The organism is Dysgonomonas sp. HDW5B, from assembly GCF_011299335.1.
Taxonomy (GTDB): Bacteria; Bacteroidota; Bacteroidia; order Bacteroidales; family Dysgonomonadaceae; genus Dysgonomonas_A.
Map to the genome: position 1 here is coordinate 1,208,294 of NZ_CP049858.1, position 21,721 is coordinate 1,230,014.

A 21,721-nucleotide genomic window follows, 5' to 3' on the forward strand; every position below is an offset into this window, starting at 1 on the left:
GTTACAGTGTTATTTGAGGTTGAAACAATTTATCTAAATCGGGCTTTGATATTTTTACATATCGTCCTTCTTTTACTTTAGGTATATTATGATACTTCACATAATGATAGAGAGCATCACGAGTGAGGCTATACTTTTGCATGGCTTCTTCTGTGGTATAATATTCGGCTTCTTGGGGTTGCTCGTAACCTTTGGCTATGTCGAAGTCTTTCTTTGAATACAGCACTTTGCGTCCTTCTTTCTTTCGGGGAACATTCTGTTCGGATACAAAACTGTATATGGCTGCCGTCGAGAGATTATACTTCTCTTGAATGTCTTCTACTGAATACCATTCTTTAATATCCTGACTTTCGTTAAAGCCTTTCTTTTCAAAATATTTATCGATATGCTCTTTACTGAAATATGATTTACCTCGGATCAATGTTTTAGGGATATTGTTTTCTCGGGCAATTTTGTAGAGCCAAGATTCTTTGATGTTGAATTTTTCTTTAATCTCGGCTACTGTATATAATTCGGTTAATGGTTTTGGCTCTTTACTTGGCTTGGCTCTATATTCATACTCCTCAACATTGTCAAACATATTATCTATGTCCGCTTTACGGATAAATGTTTTACCATCCATTTGTACAGCTTTAAGATTGCCTCTGTGCAAATAACGGTAAACGGTTGTTCGCTCAATACCGAGAAGAAAGGCTGTCTCTGATACCGAGAGGTATTCCTTATCTTTTATTTTATCGTATTTATCACTTATCTTTTCGATCTCCTGCATGGTAGAATAATTTATTCCTACCATCTTGAACTGTCTCTTACCTTGTTTGTATGCTTTGGAGTTGCACTTATGCGAACAATAACGTGTAGTCGTTTTTTGTGCGGTGAAAGTTTTTCCACAGCACTCGCATTTCTTTTTTATTTGCATTTTACTACTCATAATTTCTCCTTTATTTCTCCCTGTTTTTGTTGCACCATGTTGCATGGTGTTGCACAGCGTTGCAATCATACATTATCTATGAACAAAAATTATGCCTATTTTGTATTTTAACAAAAACGGTACAATTATGACAGAAAAACTGCCACATCATTCATTAATATTGATCTCCAAAGATAAAAACAGAAAAGAAAAAGTCGCTATAAAATAGCGACTTAGTTATACATTATAAGCAATATCTATTAATGTTGATTAGTTATCATTTGCCGATACAGAACTTACTAAATATATTTCCCAGAATCTCATCTGTAGAAATTTGACCCGTTATCTCACCCAAATAATGCATACATTCACGGATATCCTGAGCTAAAAAATCGCTGGATAAACCGGATTCCATCCCATCAGAAACACGAGTAATTGCAGCCAAAGCATTTTTCAGAGCTTCGTAATGTCGCATATTGGTAACAATAACATCCTGCTCTCCAAATTCGGGAATGTTAGCCGCTTCCACTAAAATATCCTGTAGATTTTCTGTACCCTGATGATACTTTGCCGAAATAAAAATGCGATCGGGAATTGAATCTACGAGGAGTTTCTCCTTATGCTCCTTACGGGCAGCAGGAATTATATCGACTTTATTAAATACCAAGATTAGCATCTTTCCTTCCGTTAGTGGTAATATTTTTTTAGATAAAGCTATTGTACGCTCATCTTCTGTTTCGGCATCTATAACCCAAAGAACTATATTTGCCTGCTCTAACTTCTTAAAAGTACGCTCTATACCGAGACTTTCTACGACATCATCCGTATCACGAATACCCGCTGTATCGATCAATCGAAATATAAGCCCATCAATATTTATAGTATCTTCTATCACATCACGGGTTGTACCATGAATATCCGAAACAATCGCTTTTTCTTCTCTTAACAATAGATTAAGCAATGTAGACTTTCCGGCATTCGTCTCCCCTATGATCGCTACAGGAATACCTGTTTTTACTACATTCCCCAAAGAGAAAGAATCAGCCAATTTTGCTATCACTTCATGAATATGGCTTGCTAATTTTTTTAGATTATCCCGGTTTGCAAACTCAACATCTTCCTCTGAGAAGTCTAACTCTAATTCTATCAAAGAGGCAAAATTGAGTAAATCTGTGCGAAGTTCTACTAACTTATTACTGAAACCTCCTCGCATTTGATTCAATGCCAATCGGTGAGTAGCAGCAGAAGTTGAAGCAATAAGATCAGCAACAGATTCCGCCTGTGACAAATCCATCTTTCCATTCAAAAATGCCCTTTGAGTAAACTCACCTGCACCTGCCAAACGAGCTCCCTTCTCTAATAGTAACTGCAAAATACCCTGCTGTATATATATAGATCCATGACATGAGATTTCTACACTGTCTTCTCCTGTAAAAGAACTTGGATTATGAAAGACACTAACCAACACCTCATCCAAGGTCGTATTATCTTTCACAATAGAACCAAAATGAATTGTATTGGCTTTCTGATCTACTAATTTCTTACCTGATGGAGAACGGTAAACCGCATCAACCAATCCAATACACCCTTTACCCGATAAACGAATAACGGCAATCCCTCCTACCCCTGCAGGAGTAGAAATAGCTACAATAATATCCGACTGTTGCATCATAAGTTTAATCTTTATCAGTTAATACAATATTCATTTTAACAGCCTCAATTTTAAAACCCCTATTCTAGAATACGACAATATATTATACAAGAATTAGATATAACAACACATCCTCTAGAACCACAATAAACTAATTGAAAACAAATTAACAGACCATCAATAAAACCCACACAAATAGAATAAATCTAAATTCGAAGGAGAGTTATAATAAAATCACATCAATTTGCCGGCACTGAAAAATTCCGACTGCATACCAAAGATAAGAATATTCTTGAAATCTAAGGACAGGTCAACTCCTCAATATAGAATATCTCTCCCTGAAGAAAAAAAAATCAATAAAGCAGGACACAAGAAAGGGATGAATAATATTCATCCCTTTTCCCTCACGTAACCAAATAATCTAATTACCTAAAATTTTCCTGAACCTAAAAATATCTTAGTTTTCGGGAATGATAGTTTACGAAAACGATATCACCCCAAACTGATTTTCAACTTTAAAATTCGAGTACAATCACATCCCGTGGAGCAATAGCCAGTGAAGTTCCGCTAACATCAATTGTTTTTCCCGTTATAACATCTTTCGATTGAGTTTTAGGCAACACCTCTCTATAATTTTCCAGATTTAATGTTTTCTCACTATCAGAACCACTCAAAAATACTACCACCGATTTGCCATTATATTTACGTTCATAAACATAAACTCCATCAATAGGTACGTAATGTTTCAGAGAACCCTTAGCTATAACATCATTGCCTTTACGCCATTGAAGGATCTTTTGTGTAAAATCATAAGCAGCATTTTGCTTATCGGTTCTACCGTCACGTGAAAAAGCATTTTGCTTATCACCTGCCCATCCTCCCGGAAAATCTTCTCTCAATGTGCCGTCACCATTAGCCTTATCGGCAGCCATAAGAATTTCGGTTCCATAATATATCTGAGGAATGCCGCGAGTTGTCAATAGAAACGTCAATGCTTGCTTATACTTTTTCATATTATCTGCTTCCTCATCAGTTTTAAAGAAGCGAGATGTATCGTGATTATCGAGGAATGTTAATAAATTCGATGGATCGGCATATACAATATCCTGTGCCAAATAATCATGTAAATGGGCAACACCTTTATCCCAGTTACTCTCTTCATCAAAAGCTGAATTCATAATTCCCATTAAAGGGAAATCCATTACAGTTCTTAGATTTGAATTAAGAGGATAAGCCAGCTTACTATCTTTCTGCCAAAACGAAATACCGACATTACTACTCAACCATGTTTCACCTACAATATTAAAATCGGGATATTCGTCTGTCACCTGCTTGCACCACTCCGACATCATATCAAAATCGGCATATGGATGTGTATCTTGACGGATTCCGTCTATTCCGCCATGCTCTATCCACCAAATACTATTCTGTATAAGATATTTTGCCACATGCGGATTTCGTTGGTTAAAATCGGGCATAGGCTCTACAAACCAACCATCCAAAGCCATTTTTTTATCATGGGCAGAGGTATATGGATCGTATTGAGTGGTTGTTCGGTAAGTTGTTTGGATGTATTTATCAGGAAAATTAAACCAGTCTTTTGCAGGCTTATCTTTAAATAAAAAGTTTTCACTTCCGCAATGGTTGAAAATCATATCCATAACCACTTTCATCCCTTTAGCATGCGTTTTATCAACCAATGAGACAAACTCGTCATTCGTTCCAAAACGTGGGTCCACTTTGTAATAATCGGTAATGGCATATCCATGATACGAACCATGAGGCATATCATTCTCTTGTGTAGGATTCAGCCAGATAGCTGTAACTCCCAGGTCTGCAATATAATCCAAATTATCGGCAATACCTTTGAAGTCTCCTCCATGGCGACCATACTGATCATTACGATCAACCTTATTATCAATCATACCTTTTATGACATCATTCGAAGGGTCTCCATTTGCAAATCGATCAGGCATAATTAAATACAAAACATCACTCGAATTAAAGCCTACTCTTTCTGCCGATCCAGCTTTTCGCTGCTTTAATTCGTAAGGTATTGTCTTTTTTTCTTTTCCTCTTTGCAGAACTATATCAAATTTTTCGGGCTTAGCATCAGCTAAGTCCACATATAATAATAAGTAGTTTGGATTATCGAATCGCACCAACTCTTTTATTTTAGCACTCTGAGAAGTTATTTTGGCATCGCACTTAGCGATATTTTCACCATACATTAATATTTGAAGCTCGGTGTTTTTCATTCCTGCCCACCAAAATGCAGGTTCTAGTTTTTTTACATCAATAGCATTAGCTGTTCCGTAAATTAAAACTGTCAACAGTAAAATTAAATACGATTTTTTCATTCTCTTTTGGTATTAAGATCCAGATCCTTTTAATACTTTGATTAACAACCAACCAAAGTAGCCTGATTTTTAATTTAATAAACACACAGAATATCTGATGTTAGCAAAACTAGATAATAAATAACAAACTTTTATTCAGTATTTTATTTTTCGCAACAAAAAATATTGCAAACGATTGCAAAAACCAACCTCTTTTAATTGAAAATGTAAAAAGATGATATGTCTGAAACGAAAAACTCACTATATTTATACGCATGAAAATATTTGAAAACATTAATGATTTCTACATAAGGAAGCAAGCCGACTTTTCGTTTCAAAACAAAGGAACATCACCCAAATATGGGCATTTCAATGTTTTTGAGCGAAAAAATGGCACAGGAAATTCGGGGTACAGCAGACGCGATTTCTACAAAGTTTCTTTAATTATAGGCGAAGTAAAACTATTCTATGCAGATAAATGGGTTTTAATAGACCGCCCTGCACTTCTGTTTTCCAACCCCCTGATACCATATGCATGGGAAGCTGTCAGCGAAAGACAAGAGGGATTCTATTGCCTTTTCACAGAAGAATTTATACAACCATCCGAACGAAACGACAGTCTGGCAGATTCTCCTTTGTTTAGAATAGGAGATAATAAAATATTTTTCCTCGATGATAAGAAAGTGGAAGAAATATCTGTCATATATCGCAAAATGATAGAAGAAATAAACACCGAGTATATTCATAAGTACGATATCTTACGAAATTATCTTCATTTGATTATCCATGAGGCAATGAAGATGCAGGTTCCTGACAAGAATACCTTTCAGAACAGTGCATCGGAACGAATATCCGGTTTATTCTTAGAACTTCTCGAAAGACAATTTCCCATAGATATACCCGAACACACTCTTAAAATGCGATCGGCAAATGATTTTGCCCGTCAGCTTTCGGTACATGTAAATCACCTGAACCGTACTATCAAAGAAGTTACAGGAAAAACGACTTCAGAGCATATTTCTGAACGGATTACAAAAGAGGCCCACGCTCTTTTAAACCATACCGATATGACGGTAGCTGAAATTGCTTTTGGCCTTGGATTCGAGCACCCCAGCTATTTCAATAATTTCTTTAAGAAAAACTCCGGAGTATCTCCCGGATCGATACGCAGCAACAATAAATAATCGCTATTGTTTGAATTTTATAATATCTTCTTTGAATTTCGCAGCAACGGACCAATGGTCTATATGTACTTTTGTCATATCAAAAAACAAAAGATTATGAAATACAGAAAACTTGCGAAAACGAATGAACAATTATCCTCTTTAGGATTGGGTTGCATGGGCATGAGCTATGCTTATGGTCCTACAAATGAATCGGAAAGCTTAGCTACTTTACATAAAGCATTAGATCTGGGCATTAATTTTTGGGATACTGCCGATGTGTACGGAGCAGGAGCAAACGAAGAGCTTATCTCGAAAATATTAGTAGAAAACAGAGATAAAGTATTTATAGCTACCAAATTTGGATTTAGATACGATAAAGAAGCCGGACTAGGAGCAGCAGGTGTTGACTGTTCTCCGAAATGGATGAAACAAGCTGTTGAGAAGAGCTTGAAACGATTAAAGATCGATACAATAGACCTTTATTATGCTCATCGAATAGATGCAAGTATTCCTGTTGAAGAAACAGTTGGTGCAATGGCAGATTTGGTACAAGAAGGCAAGGTTCGCTACTTAGGACTCAGCGAAGCTTCTGCGGAATCTATACGCAAGGCAAATGCTGTACATCCCATTTCAGCTCTGCAATATGAATATTCGGTATTAACCCGTGATCCTGAACGTGAAATATTGCCGACAGCTCGTGAACTGGGAATTTCACTTATCCCCTACTCTCCATTATCAAGAGGATTAATCACAAACAGATTGGATGTTTCGAAGATGGATGCAGGAGACGACTTCCGTAAACACCTACCTAGATATCAGGGCAAGCATCTCGAAAACAACAATAAGCTCGCTGCCGCATTTGCAGAGTTTGCACAGCAAAAAGACATCACAGCTTCGCAACTGGCCTTAGCTTGGGTACTGGCTCAAGGAGAAGATATCATCCCGATTCCGGGAACAAAAAGAGTTCAATATCTGGAGGAAAATGCCAAAGCTGTAGACGTTGTACTTTCGCAAGCCGACTTGAAAGCAATCGAAGATATATTAGCTAAATATCCCGAAGTAGGCGACCGATATACCAGTGAACAATTGAAATACACAAACCATTAAAGTTCAATTACCTTTGAAGGACTTGTAACTTTAGCAGGTAATTATAATAAAAGCACGTAACTGAACATTACGTGCTTTTGTTTATCTTATCAGTTTCTTCGAGAACCCTGTAAACACATCGTTATCTGCCGTTTGCATCTCTCAAATATTCGATATCGAGTAAATTCATTCTTTTACGATTTCTTTTCTATAGATTATCTTCTTATTCGGCACATCGTATATTTCCATAATAGATCCCTTATCACTGATTGCATGTTCTTTAATATATTTATCTATCTGAGGATAAACTTTCATCAAACCGATCATTATTGACATATGCCCTTTAAACGGAAATTCTGCTGTAATATAATTTCCCTTGGGATATGTGCGTACTTTATATTTAGTTGCTAATTTCGCGATTTGAGTACTATCCAGACCTTCAACAATGCAGCCGACCTCAGAACGAAGCTTGCTTTTTTCCACTTGCTGCGGATCGTCAAGAAAAACACCAAACCCTTTAGTTGTAGCAATCCCCTCATTATTGAGTAAAGCATAATATACTTTATCTGTAAATTTTCCACTTTGGGCATAATCCCCTATAACCTCCTCGTAAACCAATATTTCTCCACCTTGTACATCTTCTTTCACTACCACTTTACTTAGTCCGCCATAATAGATATAGGCTACTACAACTATTGCAATAAGTAGTGCAATTACAATCAATACAATTTTCAATATTTTCATAGTAATTTGTTATAAATCAAAAACACATCGTCATCCTATCTCTTTTCGCATAAAGCATACCCTGAAAGGTAAGTGATCGAAGTCTTTAAACCCGCTTTCGGCAAACCCTTGATCCGCATACCAGTTTTTGAGTTTTGCATTTGAATCAATCAAAGAAATCGAAACTGCTATTGATCCCAGTTTTTTAATTTTAGAAGCTGCAAAATTCATTAATTCAACTCCATACCCCTGATTTCTGAATTCGGGAATAACAGATACTTTCTCTATATAATAGGTATCAGCTTCTCGTGACGATCTCTCAATAGCAATACAACCAATCAACTTATCATTGTCGGATATTGCATAAAGTTCGATACCATTATTTAATTGGTCACGCAATGTAGACTCATCAATAAATGCATTGTTAGTGGGATTAGTTTCTTTAGTAAAACCAAACTCTTCGGCTACCGTTCCATGAGATACATTTAATACGTGTACAATTGCGAATAAATTCTCTTTTGATGTAATTTGTATAAAGTCCATTAGTGTCAATTATTGGTTATCACTTAAATTCAAATCGGTAGACATTTGTATCTCTTAGCTCGAAACCCAGTTTTCTATACAAGGCATTAGCGGCAACACGATAGGGGCTTGAGGTTAAATCAAGCTTACTAACTTCCAACTGTGTATTGGCATATTCAAGGGCAAACTCAATCATTTTTTCACCAATCTTCTGACCTCTCATACTAACATCCACCACAACATCTTCAAGACTGGCTTTAAGCCCTGTCGGTATTTTATACAAGACTAAAGAGAATGTTCCGACTATTTGATCTCCCTGTTTTGCCACAAAAAGAAATATATTAGGCAAATCTATTATCTCTTGCAAATATTCTCCCGTTAAAGGCTTACAATCGGGAGCCAACTGAACCATTAATTGTCCTAAAGACTCTACAATATCATCCGATACTCGGGTTAATCGTTCTATTTTCATATCTAATATTCAATTTAAGTTCGCAGAACTATTTATTGCTTTGGCAAGCAAAACAGCGACAGGTTGTTATACTTTTAAAATGTATCATTAAATATTTTCTTTTACTTATATTGAAAAATCAAGCATTTTATTTAACTCAACCTCAACTAAGCGAAAATCAAGATATCCATCCCTATCAAGGAAATGCTTTCCCTCATCCAGAAGATAGAAATCTGCTTCTAACCGAGATGCCATCTGCTCGCTATATTCGTAAGGAACAATATCATCATCCTTTGCTGCAATGGCAACCCTTTTACACACAAGTCTCTTGACAGCTTCACAATCCAACTTACCTTGCACAAACTCCTGAAGTTGGGGCAAAGGTGTTGAATCGATAAAACCCGAAACGAGAATAACTCCTTTTATTTTTTGATTATTCTCTATAATAAATTTAAGGGAAGCTACGCAACCCAAACTATGGCCTATAAAAATAGTATTTTCATTGATCCCTGTAGTATAATCTCTCAAATGATTCATCCATTTATCCAATTCAGGATTCATAGAATCGGGCATATCTAAAATAGACACTTCGACGTCAGCAGAATTAAATTGTTCTTTAATCCAAGGAAACCAATGAGATTGAGCCGAAGCTGTGTACCCATGCACTATATATATCTGTGTCTTTTTACTCATATTACTTTTCTAATGTTTATTTTATTTCGACCGGCTTACCTAAAAACTTAGGCTGTTTATTCAACAGAATGTCAACGAAGACTTTTACCCGGGCAAATTTTTCCCTAACGATTGTTTTATATGATACCCGTCCCAAGGCAACATCTTTGGCATTATAACCATAGGCGGTAAACCCATAATATTGTGCAAGGAACACAGCTCTTTCGTTATGAAATTTTTGGGATACAACTATAAATGAGTCCTGCCCGAATATGGCATTCATCCGAACAACCGAATCTAATGTACGAAATCCTGCATAATCAAGATATATTATGCTATCGGGGACACCCAATGCCAGAAGCGCGTCACGCATATCCTCAGGCTCACTATAACCTTCATGCCCATTATCGCCACTCATCACAAAAGCCTTAACCTTGCCTGCCTCATATAGCTCATAAGCAGCTTGGATCCGATTGTCGAAATATGGATTTGGCAAACCACCACGTATGTATTTAGATGCCCCTAATACTAATGCAACCTTTTGTGGAGGAATGCTATCTACATTATTATACAACCAAGGTTTTGTATCATGAGGGATCTTCCAGTTTGCAAATAACAATACAGCTACTATAACAAAAAGAGCAGCAGTTAAAAAAACGGCTACTCTTTTAATTCTATTTTTCAATTTCCGTTTATCCATTAAATTCGATCAAGTACCGTTTTTATTAAATCTTCTATTGATCCTTTGTAATTAGAGTTCGACTCTCCAGCTAAACGGTTGGCTATAATTGTACAAACCGTCATAGCTCTATGTCCCATCAAACGACCCAGACCGGCAAGAGGAGCACTCTCCATTTCGTAGTTGGTTATAACATCCGACCCAAATTTAAAGCTTTCAATACGACTATTCAGATCGGGGTTTGCCAAGGGTATACGTACAGTACGACCTTGAGGTCCATAGAAACCGATTGCCGAAATGGTAACTCCTTTGATCATATCATGCCCTATCTGCTCTACCAATCCTTCGTCTGCCTTAACAACATATGGGGCACAATGCAGAGGAGACCAGTTTACATGTTTCTTGAAAGCCTCTTCGAAATCAAGTTCTGCTACAGAATTTCGTCCTTCGTAATAGTTTAAAACTCCGTCGAAACCTATTGATTTTTCAGAAACTACATACGAACCGATAGGACAATGAGGTTGTAATCCTCCGGATGTACCCACACGTACCATAGTCAGCTGTTTAAAGTCTTTCTTTACTTCACGCGTCTTGAAATCAACATTTGCCAGTGCATCCAGTTCAGTAATTACGATATCGATATTATCAGGACCTATACCATGAGACAAAGCTGTAATGCGCTTTCCTTTATATGTTCCCGTAATGGTATGAAACTCGCGACTTTGTACTTCACATTCTATGCTATCGAAAAAAGATGCTGTAAGTGTAACCCTGCCCGGATCGCCCATCATGATGATCTTATCGGCAAGCTGTTTGGGTTTTATATGCAAATGGAATACACTGCCATCATTATTGATGATTAATTCCGATTCTGGTATTATACTCATGTCTATTACTTTTTATACGTTTAAATACAAATATACAGATTTAGATGGATGTAAAAGCCTTTTCTATAAACATTCTGATGATGCGATATTTGTTTTTATCACCTTACTAAAGAATGAATACTGGTCAAACACAACCGAATATTTTTTGATATTTACATCTTCACTATCGCAAATGTTACCGCCTTCAAGAACCTCCTTACAGAAATGATCTTATAGGCATATAATGCTTCTGATCAAACATTTTGAGTGTATTATTTTCAATATAAACAAATTGTACATTTTGGAATTAATTTACAATTTGACTAAAAAAAGCCAAGTCTATTTTTTACTATTTGCCTAATTTAATTATACGTTTTGGTAAAACTGAACGAAAAAAATCATACTTAATTTGCAGTGCATAATTCGAATGGTTAATCGTCAAAGAATTGAGATTGAGATTACATCCTTATCATTTTGAAACGAAAGAGGATTTTTGATCAGAGGGTTTGCTTAAGGAAAAACTATCATTGCCGTCTGCTCCAACTCATTAAAACCAAGCATACTTATTTTAAATATCATATATATCTACATCTTTCGATGTGGATTTAAGTCTAACTTAAATAAATATAAATTACGATGAAAATATTCTTAGCTCTAACACTAGTATTTACCACTTATTTACAAGCCTACACACAAGTTGGCATTAACACCGAAGATCCAACTGAGATGTTAGATATTAATGGAAATATACGGCTTCGCAGGTCGGTAAACCTTGATTCGATATCGGACCCTTCTGATTATACAAACATCCTAAGGATGAATTCAAGCGGAGTTTTCGGATATATAAAAGAGAAAAAGACCCTGGGTGGGTATACATTTTACGATGTATACTCTCAAGAAATGCCTGCTCCTGTTACCAGCATGCTTACCAATGGCTCTGTTCCACTAAATGTATCTATTAAGGCTCAGGTTCCGCCTAATTCTTCAGCTATCTTTTTCATTGATTATAATATTCCTATTAGTGCTGATAAAAATAAAAATGAACCTATTGAGTCTTTTTCCTTAAATTATTTAGGTATTGCGCTATTCAAAACGGGTGACATTGAACTTGAAGAAGGATCTCGTAAATTTACAGTCTTTAGACCGGCAAATACAACTACTTCCGCCATTGGAATGCCCGTGTTGGGAAAATCGGTTCAAAAAGTCAAAAACACAACAGACAATACAATGTATATAGACTATTATTTACATGGTTATATCGAAGGTAACACTTCAAATAACCCCGTTCGTTTTGGGATGTATTCGGCTACAGGCAGCAACTTTAATTGGGGAAGAGGGTTGATGACCATCATGGCTTATGTGAAAGACATTGAATAATGCATAAAAGCCAATATTTAGAACCCGTCTTAAATATCACCAAAATCGTTTATTACTGAGTATTACCACTATTCTTGATAACATGGTAAGTTCACCTAAACATTCCCCGCTTATTACCAGCATGCTCTGCCTACTAAATCTGATAGTAATAAGTGAAAAATTAAAATAATGACACAGGAATGGCCTCTATAAAAAAGTCCCGAAAAAATATTTTCTTTCGGGACTTTTCTCTAAAATGAATATTTTTTACTGCATTATTTATCCCACCATACTCTGGAAGTCATTTTATCTCCACCCACAAGATTGGCTACAGCCGCCTGATAGTTAGCTGCATTGATATTAGCTTCAGATGTGGCATAGGTAAATCTACGAGGAATAGTTCCATTCGTAGCATTACCATAATAATCGACTTGTTTCAACACCGGATAGCCTGATCGTCTCCAGTTAGCCCAAGACTCGTATTCATCAACAAAAGTTACCACCCAATACTGGGTATTGATTTGATTCAGTGCATCTGCATCATTATACGGATTATTTGCCAAATAACGGGAAATCTGATCCGAAGTGATTCCTCTCACTCCATAATCGGCAAATTGCTCCATAGCAGCTTTAACTCCAGCCTCGTAATAATCCTTTGCACTACCACCGATCCAGCCACGATAAGCTGCTTCTGCCATTAACAATAAATTCTCTGCATGAGTTATTACAAATGTGGGAGCATCCAAACGTGCATATGTATAGCGGTTAACAACCGAATACTTAGTCATTCCCGAACGGGTTACAATTACTTCTCCGGGATGGTCAGGGTCTGGTGCCGTATCATCACCCGGCCAGTTTGGAGCTTTAGATATATCCGTAAGACTGTTTTTGCCTAATTGATCATATCCATTTGGCATACCCAACTGTTTTACTGCAGTAGTATCTCCATACTCAAACTTAGGATCAAGAGCTCCATATTTAGGATTTTCACATACGGTTGCAATATAAGTCAAACGCGGATCTTTACTATTTCTCAAATGATCAATAAAAGTTTGGCTTACACGAGATGCATCCGGATCAAGATAACACAAAACTTTTCCACTGGCATCGGCTGCATCATCGGTTGTTGCATCATGTTTTATAATAGCATTGTCGGCATTGCTGGTATACAACCCTCCGTCTACAGCTTTCTTTACCCACTTTTGAGCTTCGGCAGGATCTACTTTCGACAAACGCATACCCAATCTCAACATAAGTGAATAAGCCGTTTTCTTCCAACGATCAACATCCCCCTGATACATTATATCAGCCGATTTTATATTGTTGGGTTTTGTAGCATCCAAAGTTTGAGCTGCCTCGTCCAACTCCTTCAACATATCGGCATAGATACTTTGCTGAGTATCGTATTTAGGATATTTAATTCCTGAGATATATCCTTGTCCCGCTTCTGAGTAAGGTACATCACCATACATATCGGTCATTCGGTGCATCAGAATAACTCTCACGATACGTGTCATCTGAAATTCGTTAACTCGGGTTGCATCGTCTTTCCATGCAAAATAGGTCTCCATCAATGTTTTTATACCCGAATCATACGAATCGAAATAGGCTGCATTATAGCCCGAATTATAGGTGTATTTATCTCCGGCCCAATATCCTTGAGTTGATGACAGGTGCTGCATCATAGTACTGCAGTATATCAAATTGTTACGCCATGCAGCCCAGTCTCTTCCGGCAACAAATACTTGCGCACCCGTAAACATCATTTCGAACTTCATCTTATCGCCTGTCACGTGCTGAGGGTCGTTGTTTACATCACCAAAGTCTCCACAACTTGATGAGCCGAACAACAAACTTACAGCCGCCAATATATATACTATTTTATTTTTCATATTGTTCTTATTTAAAACTGTTTTGAGGTCTCAGACCTTTTTAATGTTTTGGTAAGTAACATACTATAGTTTGGCATGATTCTTAAATCTATCATTAAGCTTTAGTATTAACTTACTTAAAACCTGCTCTTCGGATTTCTTAGAATTTTACATTCACATTGAAACCAATGCTTCTTGTTGGTGGATAACCATTCAATTCCAATCCTTGTCCGTTTGTATTATTGTAAGCAGATTCGGGATCAATATTAGGAGTATGTTTCAACAATGTCCAGATATTACGTCCCACTAACGACAGACTCAAAGCCTTTACAAATGAACCGCGAATAAATGATTGAGGAACACGATATCCAATAGACAACTCTCTCAATTTGATAAAGCTTGCATCATACACAAATTCCTCATCGATTGCGTTTTCGGATGAAATACGCCTCCAATACAATTGAGCATCTACCGCTGTTGTATTAGGAGTCCATACCGGATTATCGCTTGTACCTGTATTTACAACACCTTTACCAACATAGCCGCCTTCACGTCCACCTAAAGTTTCCTTTTGCAAACCTGTTGAATATAGATTTAGGTTTGTTCCCGAAAATATCTTAGCACCAAATTTATAGTCAAATAACAAAGACAGAGAAAAATCTTTGTATGTAAAGTCATTACGGAATCCTCCGGTTACTTTATATATACCATTACCTAGCACTTCTTGTTTATCGGTACGTATAGGATACCCATCTTTATCATAAATCCGGTCACCATTTTCATTTGTTTTATATTTATATCCAACAATTTGACCATAAGGGTCACCTACAATATTCATAATTACAGCATTCCCGTTACGTGCTTGCGCTCCATCAATAGATAGAGACTCTACACCTCCCAGATACAATATTTTACTGTTGTTATTGGCAATATTAAACGAAGTATTCCACATAAAATCTTTCGTTTTTACAGGCACGGCATAAACCATTGCTTCGATACCTTTATTTTGAATCTCACCAATATTCATTACAGCACCGTAATAGCCTGATGTATAACTGGTAGTTACAGTAGTAATGTCATCAGTCGTTTTCTTTTTGTAAACTGCCATATCGAAACCTAAACGATTATTCAAAAATTGAACATTCAATCCTGCTTCCCATTCCTGTATTTTAACAGGTCTCAAGTCCGCATTAGGAATATTTCTGTTTGTTACTTTTCCGACTGACTGACCTTGAATCTTGAAAGTTTCCAATGAATAGGTCAGGTAATTTTGATAAGGAATAGTTCCATTCGAAGATTCCGCATAAGATGCTCTTAGTTTACCTGAGTAAACCCAATCGGGCATTTTAAATGCTTCACTAAACATAAAGCTGGTACTTACCGATGGGTAGAAATAATGGTTATTATTCGGATTAAGAGTCGAGAACCAGTCATTACGACCTGTAAAATTCAAGAACAAATAATCTTTGAACCCAAAATCAGCAGTTCCATATACCGAGTTTACACGATATTCTGAATAGGTTTGTGTATAAGGTCTGTTTGCTACGTTATTGGCTGAATAAAAATAAGGAATAATAAATGGTCCTATCATACCATCTGTTCCATAGGATTTATTCACGGTTCTCTGCATATTCCCTCCGAATGTAGCATTGATAGTAAACGCCTCATCCACTTTTTTATTGAAACCGATCAAGTAGTTACCATTCAACTCGTAGTAATTTCTTTCCCACTCTTCGATCTTTCCACCGGGGTCAGCACCCGATCCTGTTGGAATTATCAATTGATAGTCCATTACATATCCGTCACGAGTCACCTGTCCTTGAGCATATAACCAATCGGTTATATCGTATTTAAGAGTTGCTCCTGTAGTAAAACGATTCCGACGAGTTGAATTACTTCTTTCACGTGTCAAGAAATAAGGGTTATTAAAGTAAACATTATTACCCGGAAGCAATTCGGCACGATCGGCATCAACTGCAGGTTTTAACCACCTTACGTCATACGAATTAGCCAGATAAAGTAAAGTAGCATTTACGTTAGCATTACCATCCGAAAGATTAGCTCTGTTTCTGACCTTTTCGAAAATATAATTGGCAGTAACCGTAAGATGCACCTTAGGGGTAATATTATAGGTGGTATTCATATTGATCCCTTGTTGTTTCAATCCCGAATTAGGAATAACCGAGGCATCTGTAATATTTGAAAAACCAATACGATATACAATCTTATCTCCGCCTTTTCCACTTAAAGCTACCGAAGTTTGATTGGTAATACCTGTATTGTAAAAATGTTTCCAATTATCTACCGGATTATAAGCATATTCATCACCTAGGAAATTTACGGCTTTACCACCATCCATTTTTTCTCCCCAGCTCGAAGAATAGGACTCTATAGCGGCACTCTGAGACAGAGGTCTGCTATTTTGCGTTCCCTGCCCATATACCTTTTGAAATTCACGATGGTCGTAAATCGTATTAAAAGTTAAGTTGTTATTCACTTCAATACCTATACCTTCGGTTGCTTTTGATCCCGATTTTGTAGTAATAAGGATCGCTCCGTTACCTCCCCGATAACCGTAAAGAGCCGAAGCGGCAGCCCCTTTCAAAACCTGAATATCTGCAATATCATCGGCATTGATATTTGATAGTCCATCACCCATTTCGGCACCACCCCATGTTCCGGCATTGCCCTGAGTACTATTATCAAAAGGGATTCCGTCTATCACATACAAAGGCTGATTATTTCCTGTCAATGAAGCATTACCACGAATCACAACACGGCTACTTCCACCGGGGCCTGTAGAATTATTCGATACGCTTACACCGGCAATCTTTCCGGTTAATGCATTTCCTAAATTTATATCCCGAGATTCTGTAAAGTCCGACCCCGAAACTTGTGTAGTTGAGTATCCAATAGATCGGGCTTGTCTTCTGATCCCAAGGGCTGTTACGACAACTTCACCCAGAACCTGAGTATCTTCATTCAAAGTAACATCTATAGTAGATTTACCTTTTACCGAAACTTCCTGAGGCGTAAACCCTAAATAACTAAATACAAGAGTAGCATTTTGATCAGGGACATTGATCGAATACTTTCCATCCAAATCAGAGATTGTTCCGGTAGTAGAACCTTTGACCGTAACAGTTACACCCGACAATGGCTCACCTGTTTTATCAATTATTCGTCCCTGTACTTTATTTGTTTGTTGCTGATCACTAACTGTACTTCCATCAAGTAGGTTGAGTGAATTAGGAGCTGCAGATAAAAAATCACCGGAGCAACAAATAGATAATGCTATAGTTGCCAATGCAGTCCGTTGAAAATATTTCCCCAAAGAGATATGGGGCAACTGGAATTTGTGTTTCATAAAATGAAGAGTTTAAAAGTTTTTCACGCAATTGTTATCAAAACATCTCCCATGTTCAAAAAAAACATACTACTAACTACAAAATGAAGAGATATTTCCGTTTACCAGAAGTTACTTTAAGAAGTGTTTATCATGATTTCAATTATATTAAGAATTACATATATGATCTACATCTATCCCTCTACTAGGAAAGTCATATATATGGTCAACAGATGCAAATAAAAGAATATTTCCCTTATTAATCGAACATTTTAATATAAATACGTCAATAAAACACCAATAATCAAAAAATCAACAACTTACACTCAAACCATTGATAAGCAATAAAATACATAAATAAAAAGAGAATAATTAGAAAAAAGAGAGTAATATTATAAAAAATAAATATTGACATTATGTCAATATAATTAAAAGATTAAGGAAATAATGGTGCGTTAAAATAGCCTATCATATTATTCATATGCAAGCAGATAAAAATCTATTCTTTTATGTCCAATGGGTATAAAGAAAAAACTTACTTTTGTTCTTTAATTCTTTAGAATATGAAAATAAGTCTTCTTGTTATAGGAAAAACCGATGCCGGATATTTTGTGGATGCCATCCGTGAATACGAGAACCGTCTGAGCCATTATATACCATTTGAAATGCTAGTAATACCAGACATAAAGAACACAAAGAGCCTAACTGAAAGTCAACAAAAAGAGAAGGAAGGCGAACTGATTCTAAAACATCTTCAGGCCGGAGATTACCTCGTATTATTGGATGAACGAGGTAAAGAATTTTCTTCACTACAATTCGCAACCTATATCGAAAAAAAGACACATACCGTAGCCAAAAGACTTGTATTTATCATTGGAGGTCCTTATGGTTTTGCCGAAACAATATACGATAAAGCTTCTGAAAAAATCTCATTATCAAAAATGACTTTTTCTCATCAAATGATCCGTCTTATTTTTATAGAACAGCTCTACAGGGCAATGACCATACTAAATAACGAACCTTATCACCACGAATAAACCTAAATTACACACCTCCTCAAAATGTTAATTATTTTAGCTTATGGGGATTTATTTTATTATTTGTTCAGGATTAATTATAAAATACCTTACCTTTGCCGTTCATTTAAGTTATTAAGAATCTTATGTGGAGCCATCTCTCCAGACAATATATATTTTTGTTATTTAGATCTCTGATTATTAAGCGAGTCTACAAACTCGGGCACCTGAATATAGATACAATCCACCCCAAGTCGAACTTTCATTATTATTCTTATTGAATGGAATGCTTGAGGAAATATAAAAACACAAATATGGTTGAGCAATCCGAATCTCGACCCTTCCTACCGGAGCATAAAAGAAATCTATTACATTATATAATCCCTAAACTATCAAATTTTATCATGAGGAGAAAACTATTTTTTCTGCTTTTCGCTATTTTATTTGGTTCGATATCAGCCTTTTCACAAAATGTGATAAAAGGTATAGTAATCGACAAAGACACCAAAGAGGCCTTAATTGGCGTATCTGTTTATTCGGAAGAAAGCAAGGTTGGAACTTCTACTGATCTTGACGGAACTTTCAGTCTGCATGTATCATCACTAAAAGGTAAAGTTACATTTACTTATGTAGGGTACAGTCCGTTAAAACTAGACGCGAAAGCCGATTTAGGTACAATCGAATTGGAAAGTAATGCTATAGGTCTTAAAGACGTGGTAGTAACATCATCTGTTGCTATCAGACGTAAAACTCCCGTAGCAATTTCGGTGATTGAACCTGAAATGCTTGAGACAAAACTTAGTTCTCAGGAGTTTCCCGAAATCCTGAAATCTACACCGGGTGTATATGCCACAAAACAGGGTGGAGGTTATGGTGATTCACGTATCAACTTACGTGGTTTTGAATCTGCCAACATCGCAGTAATGGTGAATGGTGTTCCTGTTAATGACATGGAATGGGGAGGTGTTTACTGGTCTAACTGGGCAGGACTTCAAGACGTAACCCGCTCACTACAAGTACAACGTGGTCTTGGAGCATCTAAAGTTTCTGCTCCATCGGTAGGAGGAACAATTAATATTGTAACCAAATCAACCGATTCTGAAAAAGGAGGAGCTGTATTATACAGTATGGGTAATGACGGATACAATAAAATAGCATTTAATGTATCAACAGGCCTTAGTAAAAACGGATGGGCGATGAGTTTCCTAGGTTCTAAAACTTGGGGAGACGGATATATTTTAGGTACTGAATTCGAAGGCTATAGCTGGTTTCTTAATGTATCAAAAATAATAAACGAGAATCACCAGTTGTCTTTTACGGCTTTCGGTGCGCCTCAATGGCACAACCAACGTTATAATGGTGACAAAATGTTGATTACCGAATGGCAGCAACAAAAGGAAAAATATCAGTTTAATCCAACTTATGGTTTTGATGCCCAAGGTCAACGCGTAGAAGCAAACCGCAACCGCTACCACAAACCTCAGATTTCATTGAACCATTTCTGGACTATCAATGATAAATCGAGTTTGTCATCTGTCGTATATATGTCTATCGGAGACGGTGCAGGACGTGCTTGGAGAGGTAATTCTTCGGTATACTCGAACCTATATGGAACAACGACTGCAACGGGAATGCTAAATACAAAATACCGTGATCCCAGAACCGGATACATGGATTATGGTAAATTGCAACAAGAAAACTCCGATGACCCGAATGGTTCTCAGGCAGTACTTACCGAATCGCGCAACAACCATATATGGACAGGTTTAATCTCTACATATACTACCAAACTCACCAATGAAATTGATGTATATGGAGGAGTAGACCTTCGTTATTATGCAGGATTACATGACGGGAAAATTGTAGATCTTATGGGAGGACAATTTTTCATAGATCCGTCTCGTGCTAAAATAAATGAAGCAAACAGACCCGGACTTACAAGTTCATTCATTAATGAAAAGCTACAAGTCGGAGACATTGTATATCGCGATAATACCGGATATGTTGTTCAAGAAGGTGTATTTTCTCAAGCAGAATACAATAAAGATAAATTAAGTGTATTTATTTCAGGATCTATTTCGAACAGTACTTACTGGAAAATTGATAGATTTTACTACAGTAAAGAAAACCAAAAGTCGGATGTAAAGAGCTTTCTTGGTTTTAATATCAAAGGCGGAGCCAATTACAACTTAACTGAAGAACATAACGTATTCTTCAATACAGGTTATCTATCTCGTGCGCCATTTATGAGTGGTGGTTATTTCACTTCTATACATACTAGTAATGCAGTAAATAAAAATGCAATTAATGAAAAATTATTTTCAGCAGAACTGGGCTACGGATATCGTTCCAGATTTTTCACTGCTAATCTGAATGTATACTACACCAAATGGATGGACAGAACAACAGTAAGAACATTTGGTAACGACCAGAATGCATTTGTGAACCTTAGCGGACTTGATGCACGCCACCAAGGGATAGAGCTAGACTTCGTTCTAAAACCCACATACAATCTGGAGATCACAGGTATGGTATCTTTAGGAGACTGGATATGGGATAGCAGAACTCAAGGATTTGTTTATGACTCTTACGGTCAACCTAGTGATGGGAATAATCCTGTTGCCCCAGAAGATCAAAAGCCTATTACTATCGATATGAAAGGTGTTAAAGTAGGTAACTCGGCACAAACAACATTTGCAACAGGTGCTAGCTACCGATTATTAGATGGTCTTACCGTAGGTGCTGATTTCACTTTTTATGCTAATAACTATGCTGACTATGCTATCGAGGTACCAGATATTGGCGGAACTTATAAATACAATACTCCTTACAAAGTTCCTAATGCGGGACTGTTAGACCTAAGAGCTAACTATAGATTTAAAATCGGTCCATTTGATGCCAATTTGATGGGTAATGTAAACAATGCCTTAGATCAGGTGTATATCTCCGACTCAAGAGACTTGAACCCTAGAACCGAAGGCGCTCACGACTGGAAACAGGTTGCTGTTATGTATGGTTTCGGAAGAACATATACTACAACATTGAAAGTGAAATTTTAATTCGAAATAGA

General features: G+C 36.8%; 16 protein-coding genes. 5 read left to right on the forward strand and 11 right to left on the reverse strand.

Features of this window, described 5'->3' with window-relative positions; all coding sequences use genetic code 11:
* Position 1: 1 nt before the first annotated feature.
* The 3 genes from G7051_RS04940 to G7051_RS04950 form a co-directional block, all read right to left on the reverse strand.
* On the reverse strand, positions 2-928 hold the full coding sequence (locus tag G7051_RS04940; RefSeq protein WP_166202667.1) for a helix-turn-helix domain-containing protein: 927 nt from the start codon (positions 926-928) through the stop codon (positions 2-4).
* 256 nt (positions 929-1,184) lie between these two features.
* The gene (gene mnmE / locus G7051_RS04945; RefSeq protein WP_166202669.1) at positions 1,185-2,576 is read right to left on the reverse strand and encodes a tRNA uridine-5-carboxymethylaminomethyl(34) synthesis GTPase MnmE; all 1,392 of its coding nucleotides are present in this window, start codon (positions 2,574-2,576) and stop codon (positions 1,185-1,187) included.
* Positions 2,577-3,073: 497 nt separating this feature from the next.
* Entirely contained in the window at positions 3,074-4,918 is a 1,845-nt protein-coding gene (locus tag G7051_RS04950; protein ID WP_166198886.1) for a glycoside hydrolase family 13 protein, read from the reverse strand.
* 254 nt (positions 4,919-5,172) lie between these two features.
* On the opposite strand from G7051_RS04950, the gene G7051_RS04955 reads away from it, so the two are divergent.
* Both G7051_RS04955 and G7051_RS04960 read left to right on the forward strand, forming a co-directional pair.
* Positions 5,173-6,081, forward strand: coding sequence for an AraC family transcriptional regulator (locus tag G7051_RS04955; protein WP_166198887.1), 909 nt, complete (start codon positions 5,173-5,175; stop codon positions 6,079-6,081).
* Positions 6,082-6,177: 96 nt separating this feature from the next.
* Positions 6,178-7,170 (forward strand): aldo/keto reductase, encoded by a 993-nt coding sequence (locus G7051_RS04960; RefSeq protein WP_166198888.1) that lies wholly within the window; start codon positions 6,178-6,180, stop codon positions 7,168-7,170.
* A 165-nt stretch (positions 7,171-7,335) separates the two neighbouring features.
* On the opposite strand, the gene G7051_RS18265 is transcribed toward G7051_RS04960, so the two are convergent.
* The 6 genes from G7051_RS18265 to G7051_RS04990 form a co-directional block, all read right to left on the reverse strand.
* The gene (locus G7051_RS18265; protein ID WP_255493323.1) at positions 7,336-7,893 is read right to left on the reverse strand and encodes a hypothetical protein; all 558 of its coding nucleotides are present in this window, start codon (positions 7,891-7,893) and stop codon (positions 7,336-7,338) included.
* Positions 7,894-7,923: 30 nt separating this feature from the next.
* Positions 7,924-8,415, reverse strand: coding sequence for a GNAT family N-acetyltransferase (locus tag G7051_RS04970; protein ID WP_166198889.1), 492 nt, complete (start codon positions 8,413-8,415; stop codon positions 7,924-7,926).
* 19 nt (positions 8,416-8,434) lie between these two features.
* The gene (locus G7051_RS04975) at positions 8,435-8,866 is read right to left on the reverse strand and encodes a GNAT family N-acetyltransferase (protein WP_166198890.1); all 432 of its coding nucleotides are present in this window, start codon (positions 8,864-8,866) and stop codon (positions 8,435-8,437) included.
* Positions 8,867-8,971: 105 nt separating this feature from the next.
* On the reverse strand, positions 8,972-9,538 hold the full coding sequence (locus G7051_RS04980; RefSeq protein ID WP_166198891.1) for an alpha/beta hydrolase: 567 nt from the start codon (positions 9,536-9,538) through the stop codon (positions 8,972-8,974).
* A 16-nt stretch (positions 9,539-9,554) separates the two neighbouring features.
* Positions 9,555-10,217 (reverse strand): vancomycin high temperature exclusion protein, encoded by a 663-nt coding sequence (locus G7051_RS04985; protein WP_166198892.1) that lies wholly within the window; start codon positions 10,215-10,217, stop codon positions 9,555-9,557.
* Complete coding sequence (locus G7051_RS04990) at positions 10,217-11,083, reverse strand: nucleoside phosphorylase (RefSeq protein WP_166198893.1); 867 nt, start codon at positions 11,081-11,083, stop codon at positions 10,217-10,219. Before G7051_RS04990 ends, G7051_RS04985 begins: the two co-directional genes overlap by 1 nt.
* A 615-nt stretch (positions 11,084-11,698) precedes the next feature.
* Here G7051_RS04990 and G7051_RS04995 point away from each other — a divergent pair.
* Positions 11,699-12,439, forward strand: coding sequence for a hypothetical protein (locus G7051_RS04995; RefSeq protein WP_166198894.1), 741 nt, complete (start codon positions 11,699-11,701; stop codon positions 12,437-12,439).
* A gap of 254 nt (positions 12,440-12,693) precedes the next feature.
* Here the strand turns inward: G7051_RS04995 and G7051_RS05000 are convergent, their stop codons facing one another.
* Together G7051_RS05000 and G7051_RS05005 are read right to left on the reverse strand one after the other, a co-directional pair.
* On the reverse strand, positions 12,694-14,310 hold the full coding sequence (locus G7051_RS05000) for a SusD/RagB family nutrient-binding outer membrane lipoprotein (RefSeq protein ID WP_166198895.1): 1,617 nt from the start codon (positions 14,308-14,310) through the stop codon (positions 12,694-12,696).
* Between the two features lie 139 nt (positions 14,311-14,449).
* Entirely contained in the window at positions 14,450-17,656 is a 3,207-nt protein-coding gene (locus G7051_RS05005; RefSeq protein WP_166198896.1) for a SusC/RagA family TonB-linked outer membrane protein, read from the reverse strand.
* A gap of 542 nt (positions 17,657-18,198) precedes the next feature.
* On the opposite strand from G7051_RS05005, the gene rlmH reads away from it, so the two are divergent.
* Together rlmH and G7051_RS05015 are read left to right on the forward strand one after the other, a co-directional pair.
* A complete protein-coding gene (rlmH, locus tag G7051_RS05010) occupies positions 18,199-18,672 on the forward strand; it encodes a 23S rRNA (pseudouridine(1915)-N(3))-methyltransferase RlmH (RefSeq protein WP_166198897.1) in 474 nt (157 codons plus the stop codon).
* Between the two features lie 383 nt (positions 18,673-19,055).
* Positions 19,056-21,710: a carboxypeptidase-like regulatory domain-containing protein gene (locus G7051_RS05015; protein ID WP_166198898.1), complete on the forward strand. Its 2,655-nt coding sequence runs from the start codon at positions 19,056-19,058 to the stop codon at positions 21,708-21,710.
* Positions 21,711-21,721 lie beyond the last annotated feature (11 nt).